The organism is Marinomonas fungiae, assembly GCF_001418205.1.
GTDB lineage: Bacteria > Pseudomonadota > Gammaproteobacteria > Pseudomonadales > Marinomonadaceae > Marinomonas > Marinomonas fungiae.
On sequence record NZ_LIQF01000003.1, the window covers coordinates 345,715 to 359,641 of the forward strand.

Below are 13,927 nucleotides of genomic sequence, written 5' to 3' on the forward strand. Positions count from 1 at the left end.
TACTTAAAGGTTACCATCTACATGTCTGACGCTGATATTCAGCCTACTTTTGATTCTCTGGGTCTGGCCGCCCCAATTCTAAAAGCGGTAAGTGAACTAGGTTACGAACAACCCTCTGCCATTCAGGCGCAAAGCATTCCATTTTTGTTAGAAGGGCATGACCTTCTAGGTCAAGCGCAGACAGGTACGGGTAAGACGGCGGCATTCGCTCTGCCATTGCTATCTCGCATTGATGTAGCAAATAAAGCACCACAGTTATTGGTGTTGGCGCCAACACGTGAGTTGGCGATTCAGGTTTCTGAAGCATTCCAGAGCTATGCACGTTACATTCCAGATTTCCACGTGCTACCGATTTACGGTGGTATGTCTTATGACTCTCAACTACGTCAACTAAAACGTGGCGCGCAAGTTGTTGTAGGTACGCCTGGTCGTGTTATGGACCACATTCGTCGTAAAACACTTGTACTCGACGGCTTACAAGCTCTCGTGCTGGACGAAGCTGATGAAATGCTTCGCATGGGTTTCATCGATGACGTAGAGTGGATTCTTGAACACACTCCTAAGTCTCGCCAAATCGCATTGTTCTCTGCAACAATGCCAGCAGTGATTCGTAAAGTGGCGCAACAACACCTTAACGACCCGAAAGAAGTTAAGATCCAAACTAAGACGTCTACTGCAACAACGATCATGCAAAAATACTGGCAAGTAAGTGGCCTTCATAAGCTAGATGCGCTAACGCGTATTCTAGAAATGAACGAACACGACGGTATGATCATCTTCGTACGTACGAAGGCGGCAACGGTTGAGCTTGCTGAAAAGCTGACGGCACGAGGCCACGCTTGTGAAGCCCTAAATGGCGACATCAGTCAGAACTTACGTGAACGTACAGTTGATCGCATTAAAAATGGTCAAATCGATATACTTGTAGCAACTGACGTTGTTGCGCGTGGTCTAGACGTTGATCGTGTTAGCCACGTTGTAAACTACGACATTCCTTACGACACTGAGTCTTACGTACACCGTATCGGTCGTACGGGCCGAGCTGGTCGTTCTGGTACGGCGATCCTATTCGTAGGCCACCGTGAACGTCGTATGTTGCAACAAATCGAACGTGCGACTCGTCAAACAATCGAACGTATGCAGCTTCCAACAGCGCAAGATATCAATGAGCAACGTGTTACACGTTTCAAACAACGCATCACTGATACCATTGATAATGGAGATCTAGATTTCTTCATTGAATTAATTGAAAGCTACCAGAAAGACAACGAAGTTGATCCGACTAAAGTAGCTGCAGCGCTGGCATTCATGGCTCAGGGTAAAACCCCGTTGCTATTGAAAGAAATGGAAATCAAACAGCGCGATCGTGCTGACCGTCCGGAACGCGGTGATCGTCCAGATCGAGGCGACCGTAGTGATCGCGGTCCGCGTAAACCACGCAACATCATTAAAGAAGCGATGCCGCTGAAGGATGATCCTTCAATTGAAATGAAGCGCTACCTTCTTAAAGTGGGTTACCGTGATGGTGTTAAGCCTGGCAACATCGTGGGCGCGATTGCTAACGAAGCAAACTTAGATAGCCGTATGATTGGTCACATCGAGATTTTTGAAGATTTCGCAACAGTTGACCTACCTGCGGATATGAATAAGCAAGCTGTTGGCAAGCTAGCAAAAACGCGTATTTGTGGTCAGCGTTGTGATATCACTATTCTTGAAGATGCGGATGACAAAGTCTTTGAACGTGAGCGTCCGGCTGGTGGTAACCGTCGTCGCCCAAGCAATGACCGTGGCGACCGCGGAGATCGTGGTGAACGTAAGCCTCGCACCTTTAGTAAGGAGCGCGGAGATCGTAGCGACCGTGGTGAACGCAAACCACGTCCTCGTTCAAACAAAGAGTAATACCAAAAAAGCCGAGCATTGCTCGGCTTTTTAATGAAAAGAATAAATCGCTGATTAAAAACAGCTTGCATGACCCGATCCAATCGGGGGACTGATAGAAATTCGGCGTATGTTCGCCAGTACACTAAAACTTGATTTGAAAGCAGGGTTAGAGATGGATCAAATTACGATTATTCGTCCAGATGATTGGCATTTACACTTCCGTGATGGCGATATGCTAAAGGAAACCGTACCCGCAACCGCTCGCTGTTTTGCCCGTGCGATTGTAATGCCTAACCTAGTACCACCTGTAACTAACGCAGAATTGGCCGTCGCGTACCGCAGTCGTATCGAAGCCGCTATTCCAGCGGGTTCCAACTTCACGCCTTTGATGACTATCTATTTAACGGATAAAACGTCTATCGAAGACATTCGCGCCGCTAAAGCTGCAGGCGTGGTCGCTGCGAAAATGTATCCAGCAGGTGCAACAACGAACTCTGATGCGGGTGTTAGTTCTTTAGATAGCCTTTACCCTGTTTTTGAAGCACTAGCCGACGAAGGTATGTTGCTATTACTTCATGGTGAAGTAACGCAAAAGCACATTGATATTTTTGACCGCGAGAAAGAGTTTATCGATCAGCATTTGGTTAAGATTGTCGAAAAAATCCCGCATCTTAAGGTGGTGTGTGAGCACATTACGACTAAAGACGCTGCTGATTTCGTTATGTCTGCTCGTGAAGGGGTCGCAGCAACGATCACTCCACAGCATTTAATGCTGAACCGTAATGACATGCTAGACGGTGGTATTCGCCCTCATAACTACTGTCTCCCAGTGTTAAAACGTGCGACCCATCAAGAAGCATTACGTGCTGCAGTGAAAACGGGCTCATCTAAGTTTTTCCTAGGTACTGACTCTGCGCCCCATGCTCAACACCGTAAAGAATCAAGTTGCGGTTGTGCAGGATGTTACAGCGCTTGGTCAGCAATTGAGCTTTACACTCAAGTATTCGATGAGTTAGATGCGCTGGATAAACTAGAAGGTTTCGCAAGTTTACATGGTGCGGATTTCTACGGGCTGCCACGTAATACTGATACCATCACTTTGGTTCGCGATGAATGGGTTGTGCCTGATTCTATTATGCTTCCGACTAATGAGCCGATTGTGCCATTTTTCGCAGGACGCCAAGTCGGTTGGAAACTGCAAGACTAACTTGAATCTTTAGACAGACATGCAAAGGAGGCTAAGCCTCCTTTTTTATTTAAATACTGACCCTAATTAAGGAAATCTAATAAATAACAAAATTTGATCTATTCCAATAAATTATGAAAAAAACCATGAAGCTTCATCCGTGTTAGAGCAAAATTAGTACGGCTTGGTATCATTAGCAGCCAGAGATTGTGCTTAAGATTAAGTTGACGTGCTAGAGCATTGTCAGCGTTTGGAGCAATGCTATGAATAAATTCCCCGCGTTATTTCTAACCACAAATATTTTGATGTCGTCAGTGTTTCCAATCCTTTCTCATGCTGCAAGTGAAACCAGCGTTGTGGCCAAAGATAACGTGATTGAAGTACACAAAAGCCCAACATGCGGCTGCTGTAGTGGCTGGGCAAAACACATGGAAGAGAGTGGCTTTAAAACTCATGTAAATCACCCACAAAATTTAACCGATATGAAAAATCAGATGGGCGTACTAGCCAATGCACGATCATGTCATACCGCTATCTCCCAGCAGGGATATATTTTTGAAGGGCACATTCCGGCGAAATTAATTAAACAATTCATTTCAAACCCACCTGAAGGTGCTAAAGGTTTGGTTGTGCCGGCTATGCCAGTGGGCTCACCGGGGATGGAATACAATCAGCAGTTTATGCCATATTCAGTATTATTGTTGAATCAAGATGGAACTGTCTCACCTTACGCCGAGATTAACTCACCAGCGGATCAGATTTAACGAGTATAAAGAAGCCAGCCATGTCGCTGGCTTTTTAGTATCTGATTATTGGTAAAACCACCACACCGCGCCCGCGATTGATAAAGAGAGCGGTAACGACAACATGATCATTAAGGCTATTTCATCCTTAGGGCCATTAAACTTAGTGGCGAGCATGTAACTAATGACTGCAACCGACATGCTCATTAAGGTGATGAGTGTCGCTTCTTGGATTTGACTGAAACCAAACCAAGGAACAATTAGACAAGCCATGGCGGCGCCGGCAAAGGGTCTAAACAAAGCGAATGAGCATGCTCGGTAAAGCTTGCCTCGATCAGATAGATTTAAACTTGCCAGTGATTTACCTAACAGCATTAGCATGACCGGTAGGGTCATTGCACTAAGCATTTGTAGGGTGTTTAAAATAGGCTCGGGGAGCGATACCTGGAAAGCTAACGCTAATATACCTAATAGAAGCGCGACAACGGGCCCATTTTGCAGCAATTGTTTGGGCTGGTAGCTGCCAGACATAAAACCTACGCCTAAAGTAAAATGACTGACTTGTACCACAGAGCTAACCACCACTGCGACCGCCAGTCCTTCGTCTCCGAATAATGCATAGGCAACAGGTATCCCTAAGTTTCCAGTATTAGGGTTAACCAAAGGTGGTAAATAAAAGCGCAGCTCTAATTTGCACGCTTTAAGAAACGCATAGGAGACCAATGCCATGCCCAGTAAGCAGCAAAGCGTTGCGGCAACAATTGACAGCATACCCGTTAAATCCATTTCCATGTTTAGAACGGCAGACAGCAGCAGAGCCGGCAAGCCAACATTCGAAACTAACGATCCGAGCTGGGGGTTATCTAAGTAGGACGTTTTCTTAGCAAGAAGTGCCCCTAAAGATGCCAATAGAACAATAGGAGTGAGGGCGGTGATAAAGGCGGAAATCATATTTGTCCTGTCAGTGATTGACTAAAGTCTCTGAGCTTAGTTGACCTTTGTGTTACACATAGGTTTTATACTAGTTGTATTCAATCATACATGGAGGCGGTAATGAAAGTTAGCGAACTTGCCAAACGAGCTCAGGTGACAGCAGAAACCGTTCGTCACTACACGCGACAAGGTCTGATCCATGCAACTAGAAACCCTCTGAATGGTTACCAAGAATACGATAGCGTTGCCCTTCAGCGAGTCCGTTTTATTCAACAGGCGCGGGAGCTAGGCTTTAGTTTAAAGCATGTTAGTGACATCTTTGAGCAATCTGATTCGGGTGACTCACCATGCCCAATGGTTCGTGATTTGCTTAGACAAAAAGTCCCTGAAACAAAGCGTCAGATCGCCCAATTACAATCTCACTTGGCCAAGATGGAGGCCGCTCTTGAAGCATGGGACGAAATGGAAGATGGCGTACCCAATGGCCATTCAATCTGCTGCTTAATAGAAGATTGGCAGAAAACAGCAACATGTTGTGAAGGGGATGAATAATGAATAATCGTGCTCAATTAGAGTCCGTTCATCAAGTAACGGGGATGACGTGCCAAGGCTGCGTTAACAAAGTTAGACAGCAGATCTTAAGCCTTGATGAAAATGCAAAAGTAGAAGGCACACCACAAGAGAGTTGCTTAGTCGTCAGTTCAACACTTACCAACGAACAAATTGCTGAGGCTGTTCGCGCAGCAGGTTACCAATATGTTGCGGATCAGTCTGATTATGCAAAAGAAAGCAATTACCACGTCGAAGGAATGTCGTGCCAAGGGTGTGTTAAGAAAGTCAGAACAGCTATTCAAACATTAGATGAGCGTGCTCATATAGAAGGTTTTCCGAAAGAGAATCGCTTGCATGTCAAAAGCATTCTGAGTTTAGACACTATCGCTAATGTGGTGAAAGACGTCGGCTATACATTCGTTGGTGAATATTCCGACACTGCGAATGAAAGTCCCTTAACAGTCAAGGAGGCAAGACCACCTGTTGCAAACAAAGAAACAGTTAATGCAGAAGCTCAAAAGCAAAGCACCAAAGCAACAGATCACAATGCAATACAACTGTCTCTCAGCGGTATTACCTGTGCCGGTTGTGTCAATACTATTCAGAAAGCTCTAGATCACGTTTCTGGTGTAAATCAGGCTGAGGTGAATTTTGCCAGTCGTACGGCTCAAATCACTGGAGAAGCAACAGTAGAGCAATTGATTCAAGCCGTAGAAGAGGCGGGCTATGGGGCATCCCTAATCGAAGATCCAAACAAAGCACAGGCTGAGCGCGCTCAGAAAGAACAAGAAGAATACCGTAACAAGCGTATTTATGCATTCTCAGGCTTAGCGGTCGGTGTTCCGCTAATGCTCTGGGGGTTACTGGGCGGTGCAATGCACGTCTCGACAGTCAATGACCAGCTCGCTTGGGGCGCCGTCGGTCTAGTGTCGTTGGCTGTGATGATTTTTGCTGGACGTCACTATTACATAAGCGCTTGGAAAGCGTTTAAACATCGTCACAGTAACATGGATACTTTAATTGCCATTGGTACAGGTTCCGCTTGGCTCTACTCTATGGCAGTTGTGTTGTTTCCTGATGCTTTGCCCAGTAATGCTCGCCATTTGTACTTTGAAGCTAGCACTATGATTCTGGGTTTGATCAACCTCGGTCAAGCATTGGAAGTCAGGGCTCGGGGTAAAACCAGTGAAGCTTTGAAGCGGCTGCTGGATTTGCGCCCAACGCAAGCCGCTGTGATTCGTAATGGTAAAGCTGAAACTGTCGATGTAAGTAGCATTCAGATTGATGATGTGATTCGTATTAAATCCGGTGAAAAACTACCTGTTGACGGGATCATTACCGAAGGTGAGGCGGCGATTGATGAATCCATGCTAACTGGTGAGCCGATTCCGGTTGAAAAAACCATAGGCAGCCAGGTTAATGCAGGGACCATTAATGGTAACTCGAGTTTTCACTACAAAGCGACCAAAGTAGGTGGTGATACCCTGTTAGCTCAGATCATTACTATGGTGGGTAAAGCGCAAAATTCTAAGCCTCCGATCAGCCGTTTAGCGGATCAAGTTTCCTCGATCTTTGTTCCCAGCGTGATGATTATAGCGATCATAGCGGCTTTGTTTTGGCTGAACCTTGGTCCAGCGCCTGTATCCGTTAACATGCTGGTCGCAGCAGTCTCTGTCTTAATCATTGCTTGCCCTTGTGCCCTAGGCCTAGCAACTCCCATTTCTACTATGATTGGGGTTGGTAAAGCGGCTGAATACGGTGCTTTAATCCGTAATGGTGATGCCCTGCAGAAGGCCAGCGAAATTGATACCATCGTATTAGATAAGACTGGAACCATCACAGAGGGCAAGCCAAAAGTGACTCACAGTGAATGGTTTGCAATTGAAGAGTCACAGGCAAAAGCCGTTATCCATGCGCTAGAAAGCGGAGCTAACCATCCACTTGCCCAAGCATTGCTAGCCTTTAGCGAAGCACAACAAGATACGTCAATGAAAGCGGAAAAATTTTCCTCCATAACAGGACAAGGAGTTAAAGCATCGATAAACGGTGACACCTACTTATTAGGCAACGATAAGTTAATGCAGGACCATCAATTAACCTTACCCGAAACGTCATTGAGCAATGTAGTGGGCTCCCATGTCTATCTGGCGTCAACCGAAAAAGTGCTCGGGCTTTGTGTGATTGAGGATGAAATCAAAACCGGCTCCAAAGCTGCTATCGAGCATTTTCATAAGGCTGGCATCAAGGTGATCATGCTCACTGGAGACAACGAGGCTACCGCCAAAGCTGTCGCTAGTCAGGTTTCTATTGATGATTATAAGTCCCAGATGCGTCCAGAAGACAAATTGAACTTTGTTAAGCAATTGCAAAAACAAGGTGCCGTGGTAGGTATGATTGGCGATGGTATCAATGATGCGCCAGCTCTAGCACAGGCTGACGTCGGTTTTGCGATGGGGGCAGGTACAGATGTGGCAATGGAGAGTGCTGACATTACCTTGATTAGTAACGATCTTAATAATGTTGCTAATGCCATCAGCATCAGTAAAGCCACACTGACTAACATTAAGCAGAACCTTTGGGGGGCGTTTGGTTATAACACACTCGGTATTCCTTTGGCTGCGGGGGTATTGTTCCCATTTACGGGCTGGCTATTGAGCCCAGTAATTGCAGGAGCGGCCATGTCATTGTCATCGGTAACCGTGGTACTTAACGCCAACCGACTACGTTTGTTCAAACCTAAAGATCAATAAAGGAGGCTAGTATGCATATGCTGTTAAATATACTTGGCATGATAGCCATTGGTTTTATCATTTGGTGGTTTTGGCTCAGCAAGAAATAGGTGCCCAAATGGATCGTTCGGCTTTTACAAACAAACTCTCGCATAAGTTTTCCGGCGTAACTGTAGAGAATGCGTCTTTAGTTGAAGACGCACTCAGGGCTTATCAGGGAGTTCAGTTTGTACAGGTTAAGCTTCAAAAGTCGTTAATTCGACTGAATTACGATGTCCAGCTAACAAATCTAGACGAGCTTATGGATTTGTTAGCTGAATTCGACGTCACAAAATATCAGCGTAGTTTGTGGTGGAAATGGCGGTGGCGTTTTGCAAAGCAGATTGAGCAAAACATCAAAGCCAATGCCGCTCATGTGCCGCATTGTTGTGGCAAGGCACCTTCTAGTGCCCGCCGCCGCTAATTTCAGCTGGTTGTAGGTTTAGTTTGGCGATGTAGATAATCACTAGCAATGATAACCCAGCTACCAAAGCACCCACATAGCCAACAAATTCCAATCCTATATGATCGATGGTTAAACTGCCCACGAGAGCGCCTGCACCAATTCCTAAGTTAATGATGCCAGAGAACAATGACATGATGATGTCTGAAGCAGTTGCATCAATCCCCAAGACTCGTGCCTGCATGGCTAGGATGGTTAAAATCATCGCTGCTCCCCAAGTAACCGTGATCAAAATAAGTGCGGTTTGCGAGGTGACCGAAATGACCATTAGAGCCATACACGCAGTCATCCCAACCGCGCTGCCAATCATTAAGGGTGCACCAAATTTATCGCCGAAGCTACCAAACAGCGTACTACCAATAATCCCAGCACAACCAAATGTTAGAAGTAATACAGTGGTGAAGCCACTCGATACACCACCGAATTCAATCATAAAAGGTTCGATATAGCTGTAGGAGGCATAGTGCGCAGTAAACATCAAAAATACAGCCAAATACATGACAAATAGAACTTTATTGGTAAAGACGGATTTCACTTTCGCCTTTAAATTTGTTGAGGTGAGGCTGGGGAGTTGTGGTAATAGACGAAACACAGCGAGGGTAATCACCAAGGCCGCTAGTCCTATCACTTCAAAGGCCATACGCCACCCCATGTATTCGCCAATCAGTCGGCCTAAAGGCACACCTAGAACCATTGCCATACCTGTGCCTGTGGCCAATACACTCAAAGCAAAGTTCATTTTGCCTGGCGGCGCGACGCGAATTGCGATTGAGGCAGTAATAGACCAAAAAATTGCATGGGCAAACGCCACGCCAATACGACTTATGAGTAAGCTTTGGAAATCCCAAGCAAACGCGGACAATCCATGGCTAACGATAAATACCGCACAAGTGCCAAGCAAAAGCCTTTTTCGCTCCATACGACTGGTAATAAGCATCATCGGCAACGACATTAATCCAACGATCCAAGCATAAATGGTCAACATCCAGCCCGTTTGTGATGGAGTAATGTTAAAATCATTGGAAATAGCCGTAAGCAAGCCAACTGGGACGAACTCGGACGTATTAAAGATAAAAGCACAGAAACCTAACGCGAGCACACGCAAGTATTGCACGTATTTCGGTGTGGTTTGCGCAGGTGGTAACTGAGTCATAAAAATCCTGATAAATAATGCGATAGCAAAGGTGATCTATTCTTCATGTTCTCGCTTTGATTAAAAGCTGCAATTATGGATCTTTTGAACAAGCGTTTAGTTTGCCACATAGTGGTTCGATTAAGCTGACCTAAAATTATTAATGTAAGATTTCATACCCGATGACGCTCTCTGGCCCACCTAATTTTGTCACTATTCGACGCCAATTCGATTTCAAGAGTATTGAAATGGGCCAATGGGTAACCGTAGAAGAAAGAAACCGAGCCGCGCTGAATTTCTACAATGCGCTGATGGATTTAATGAAGGTGCTTAATTCACCTGAAACGCTAATTTCTTTAAGGGGAAGTCTTGGCCTGCAATACGGCAAAGGAGGGCGCCCAGGCATATCAGCACATTACATTCCAGCAATTAGAAAGTTATCACTTGCCAAAAATGCAGGAGCGGGTAGTTTGGCACATGAGTGGTTTCATGCTTTCGATCACTACATGGGGGAGAAAATGTTTCCTATTGCTGATCGCATGGCATTTGCTTCGAAATTATGGCTTAACGACTATCCCTACGGGCCACACACATTAAATACCTTGCTAGCGCAATGCTATGAAACCATTCTGTTATCGCCGGATGGAAAACACCCCAGTGAGTTATTTATTGCCTCGCAGAAAACGGATGAGCGGCTTAATACCTTGTATTATTCCAAACCTGAAGAAATGTGCGCGCGAGCATTCGAAGCGTTTATCGAAGACAGCGTTCCAAACAGCCGTTTTTTAGTGCGGGGGACCTTAGACTCGGACGAGGCGAAGCTTGGCTTATACCCTAAGGGTGAACAACGCTTATTGATCAATGAGATGTTTCAGCAGTATTTTTCATTGCTTGGCGATGCATTGCATCGAGAACAAAGGAAACTGGCAAACCAAGCCACTGGTATTTCCTAAGCCAGTTTCCAACGGCTCATTAACTGTCTTTCAAAGGCCTCTCAGGCGGAGGACTCTGCTCTGAAGCGACAGGGTTAAGCGGACGAATGCCAACATCTGTGCGCACAAAACCAATATCACGCAAAATGTGGTTTTCTAAATGACCGAAGGTCTGATTTAAACGACGTTGTTCAAAGTAGTCTTTTGCTAGGTTTAAAAGTGCAATAAAGCTCATAATCTATCTCCACTAAAGGGTGATCATGAGAACTTACGAGGAAAAACTTGAAGAACCGAATTGACCGCGTAAATTCTCGCGATCAATGTCAATAACAACACTAAACGCGAATGCCCAAGGCCCAATTGGCTTTTCGGACATAAATTCGAGGCGTATTGATAGATGTTGTCATGGTTTGATGCATGCTAATCATAACGGCCTCCAATAGTGCGTTTGTGATAAATGAAATGTCTCTGAGGACTTACTCATTGAGCCGTTTTTGTAACGGTTTGTCAATTTAATGATTAAGAAATAAACAAGGATCAGTGAAATAGTGTTTGATCAAATATTGGTGATTACAAAATGATTTATTCATTGCTGGATTTTTCACCAAAATAGTTTCGATGTGGCATTAGAGAACTCGGAATTATATCGCCAGCGATTAGATAAGCTTTAAACGGATAATCAACCTTCAATGGCCATTATTCGGACTAAGTAGCATATTTACCGCGGGATGCTTATAGGCGCATGGCACGGTTAGGAAACAACAATTCTAGTGCAGTGATGTCACTTATGTTTAGGAAGTTCACGCAGAAGGTTATTAGATAGATCATCAATTGAATCTATGTTTTGTCCTGTAATTAGAATGACTGTTTGGAGCTACGCGGGCGCTACATGGTATATAAGTGAGAAGATTTCTTTCACGAGCAACAGTTGCATACAAGATGACATGCCAGCGTCATTGGAAATTTCTAACACAATTAAATTTACGCTAAAAAGGTGCTAATTCTAGATATTTCACTATTTCCGATAATAACATTTATCGGAAATAGTAGACCTATCTCCAGTGATTCAATTGGGCTTATTGATACATCTTCACCATATTTTAATGTTCAGCATTATTCTGACAATAATTGTCTGATCGCTCATCGATTATACCGCTGCGCAAAACGTTTCAGTTTGCGTAGCTAGTCTCTCGTTTAAAATGCTTTGCCCACTGGAAATTACATCGTCAATCATCACCGCTGTTTTAACTAGATACTGCTTAATAACACCTGTACTTGACGATCACCCAAGCGATGTTTTTGAACGATCATGTTTGGGTGCTGGCTGTAAGTCGCATTTACAACAGCACTTGGCACCGTACAAATTTCATCTAATGAATGATACGTAGCTCAGGTGCGGCTAATCCAACTTGCGTAGCGCCGTTAACGCAGACATGATACGTAAATAAGATTCAGTATCAGGAATTCGACGACCATTAAATGTACCCAGCCGCGCCCTCCCATGATCTTTATCAAGGATACGGCTATTCGCTGATCATCTAAACAAAGTGCCCAAACAATATTTTCTGGGCATGTCGATTTTTCGACTTTTTACTATCGTTCAAGAGGCGTAAAGCTCACTGTGAATAAAGGGAGCGAGAGCAAGTATTAATGCTTGGGTGTAGACACTTTCTCGGGTCTCTAAGTGATTAGTTAGAATACCGATGGCCCCGCCTTTTTGACGGATATTGTGCTCATTGAAAATATCGTCCATTACATGTGCTAGTTCTTCACCATGTTCAAGACGAGTATAGACCGATGGCGGCAACGGAAGATTAGCACTGCGTCCACTGTAAATTGGCCCATTAACGTGACGTATTACCATGTAAGCAAAGGTTGCGGCACCGTCATCAAAGTGATCAACGCCCCCTTCCATGGCTACGTAGAAATCATACTCTTGCCGAACATCTTTCTGTGCACAGTAGTTGACGCGATTGTAGGCACCAAGTTTGGTATCCGCTTCGTTCATAGGCTGATCCGCAACGCCTGAGTGCGCAGCCTGCACTTCACATTGGACAACACGATCAGGAAACACCTTTTCAAAGGCTTTCAGCGCAGCATTACGTTTTACTGGATTCGTAGATGCAACTAGGATACGAATGACTTGAGTTGTCATGCTTACTCCATTTCTTATCTTAATTATTCAAAAATAAAAAAAGGCCGCAAAGCGACCTTTTGTTAAAACGATTGGGATTATTCTGCTTGCGCCTTAATCACCGGCGTGGTGCATTGCACGTCAGCATTTTGACCACGGTTACGTAATAGATGGTCAATCAGCGTCAATGCCAACATAGCTTCCGCAATCGGCGTTGCGCGAATACCCACGCAAGGATCATGGCGACCTTTGGTAATCACATCGATTGAGTTACCTTGGCGATCGATACTCTTACCCGGCACCGTGATACTTGAAGTAGGTTTTAGTGCCATGTGTACTACGATATCTTGTCCCGAAGACATGCCACCTACCACACCGCCTGCATGGTTGCTTAGGAAGCCTTCTGGTGTCATTTCATCTCGGTGTTCGCTGCCTTTTTGCTCAATCACATCAAAGCCATCACCGATTTCCACGCCTTTAACGGCGTTGATGCCCATCATAGCTTTGGCAATATCGGCATCGAGTCGGTCAAATACCGGCTCCCCTAATCCTGGCATCACGTTTTTCGCGATTACCGTGATTTTTGCGCCTACTGAATCCCCTTCACGTCGAAGGTTCGTCATGTATTCTTCCAATGCTGGAATCGCATCTGGGTCTGGGCTAAAGAACGAGTTCTCGTAGACTTGGCTCAAGTCTTTTACTTCAAGCTTGATTGGGCCCAGTTGTGACAAGAAACCTTGAATTTCAATGCCGTAACGCTGTTTTAGCCATTTCTTTGCAATCGCTCCGGCTGCCACACGCATGGCCGTTTCACGTGCAGAGGAACGACCACCACCACGGTAATCGCGGAAGCCAAACTTTTGATCGTACACATAGTCCGCGTGTGCTGGGCGGAAAGTGTCTTTGATATTGCCGTAATCTTTGGAACGCTGATCAGTGTTACGAATCAATAAACCAATTGGTGTTCCAGTCGTCTTGCCTTCGAATACACCCGATAAAATTTCCACTTCATCAGGTTCGCGGCGCTGAGTTGTATGCTTAGATGTACCTGGTTTACGTAAATCCAGATCGCGCTGAATATCGGCTTCGGTTAATTCCAAACCAGGAGGACAACCATCAACAATGGCTCCTAACGCTAAACCGTGACTTTCACCAAAAGTGGTGACCGTGAATAATGTACCAAATGTATTGCCAGCCATCGTT

At 45.0% G+C, this 13,927-nt stretch carries 12 protein-coding genes; 7 read left to right on the forward strand and 5 right to left on the reverse strand.

Annotated elements, in window-relative coordinates:
- The first annotated feature begins 21 nt into the window (after positions 1-21).
- From ASC49_RS06580 to ASC49_RS06590, 3 genes are all read left to right on the forward strand, one after another.
- Entirely contained in the window at positions 22-1,899 is a 1,878-nt protein-coding gene (locus tag ASC49_RS06580) for a DEAD/DEAH box helicase (RefSeq protein ID WP_055462432.1), read from the forward strand.
- Positions 1,900-2,053: 154 nt separating this feature from the next.
- Complete coding sequence (pyrC, locus tag ASC49_RS06585) at positions 2,054-3,088, forward strand: dihydroorotase (RefSeq protein WP_055462538.1); 1,035 nt, start codon at positions 2,054-2,056, stop codon at positions 3,086-3,088.
- A gap of 242 nt (positions 3,089-3,330) precedes the next feature.
- The gene (locus ASC49_RS06590) at positions 3,331-3,831 is read left to right on the forward strand and encodes a DUF411 domain-containing protein (protein WP_055462433.1); all 501 of its coding nucleotides are present in this window, start codon (positions 3,331-3,333) and stop codon (positions 3,829-3,831) included.
- A 45-nt stretch (positions 3,832-3,876) separates the two neighbouring features.
- On the opposite strand, the gene ASC49_RS06595 is transcribed toward ASC49_RS06590, so the two are convergent.
- On the reverse strand, positions 3,877-4,761 hold the full coding sequence (locus ASC49_RS06595; protein WP_055462434.1) for an AEC family transporter: 885 nt from the start codon (positions 4,759-4,761) through the stop codon (positions 3,877-3,879).
- A gap of 102 nt (positions 4,762-4,863) precedes the next feature.
- Here ASC49_RS06595 and ASC49_RS06600 point away from each other — a divergent pair, with 102 nt between their 5' ends.
- The 3 genes from ASC49_RS06600 (at position 4,864) to ASC49_RS06610 (ending at position 8,487) form a co-directional block, all read left to right on the forward strand.
- The gene (locus tag ASC49_RS06600) at positions 4,864-5,295 is read left to right on the forward strand and encodes a MerR family transcriptional regulator (RefSeq protein ID WP_055462435.1); all 432 of its coding nucleotides are present in this window, start codon (positions 4,864-4,866) and stop codon (positions 5,293-5,295) included.
- Positions 5,295-8,045: a heavy metal translocating P-type ATPase gene (locus ASC49_RS06605; RefSeq protein WP_055462436.1), complete on the forward strand. Its 2,751-nt coding sequence runs from the start codon at positions 5,295-5,297 to the stop codon at positions 8,043-8,045. The genes ASC49_RS06600 and ASC49_RS06605 overlap by 1 nt, the downstream gene beginning before the upstream one ends.
- A gap of 97 nt (positions 8,046-8,142) precedes the next feature.
- Positions 8,143-8,487 carry a hypothetical protein gene (locus ASC49_RS06610; protein ID WP_055462437.1) on the forward strand — a complete coding sequence of 115 codons (345 nt, stop codon included), beginning with the start codon at positions 8,143-8,145 and terminating at the stop codon, positions 8,485-8,487.
- On the opposite strand, the gene ASC49_RS06615 is transcribed toward ASC49_RS06610, so the two are convergent.
- Complete coding sequence (locus tag ASC49_RS06615) at positions 8,468-9,679, reverse strand: sugar transporter (protein WP_055462438.1); 1,212 nt, start codon at positions 9,677-9,679, stop codon at positions 8,468-8,470. The two genes, ASC49_RS06610 and ASC49_RS06615, sit on opposite strands and share 20 nt — an antisense overlap.
- 161 nt (positions 9,680-9,840) lie before the next feature.
- On the opposite strand from ASC49_RS06615, the gene ASC49_RS06620 reads away from it, so the two are divergent.
- Positions 9,841-10,611 carry a CLCA_X family protein gene (locus ASC49_RS06620; protein ID WP_055462439.1) on the forward strand — a complete coding sequence of 257 codons (771 nt, stop codon included), beginning with the start codon at positions 9,841-9,843 and terminating at the stop codon, positions 10,609-10,611.
- 19 nt (positions 10,612-10,630) lie between these two features.
- Here ASC49_RS06620 and ASC49_RS06625 read toward each other — a convergent pair whose 3' ends face one another.
- The 3 genes from ASC49_RS06625 to aroC all read right to left on the reverse strand — a co-directional run bounded on the left by ASC49_RS06625 (position 10,631) and on the right by aroC (position 13,923).
- The gene (locus ASC49_RS06625; RefSeq protein WP_055462440.1) at positions 10,631-10,825 is read right to left on the reverse strand and encodes a hypothetical protein; all 195 of its coding nucleotides are present in this window, start codon (positions 10,823-10,825) and stop codon (positions 10,631-10,633) included.
- 1,365 nt (positions 10,826-12,190) lie between these two features.
- Positions 12,191-12,745, reverse strand: a complete 555-nt coding sequence (yjjX, locus tag ASC49_RS06630) for an inosine/xanthosine triphosphatase (protein WP_055462441.1) — start codon at positions 12,743-12,745, stop codon at positions 12,191-12,193.
- A gap of 77 nt (positions 12,746-12,822) precedes the next feature.
- A complete protein-coding gene (gene aroC / locus ASC49_RS06635) occupies positions 12,823-13,923 on the reverse strand; it encodes a chorismate synthase (RefSeq protein WP_055462442.1) in 1,101 nt (366 codons plus the stop codon).
- Positions 13,924-13,927 lie beyond the last annotated feature (4 nt).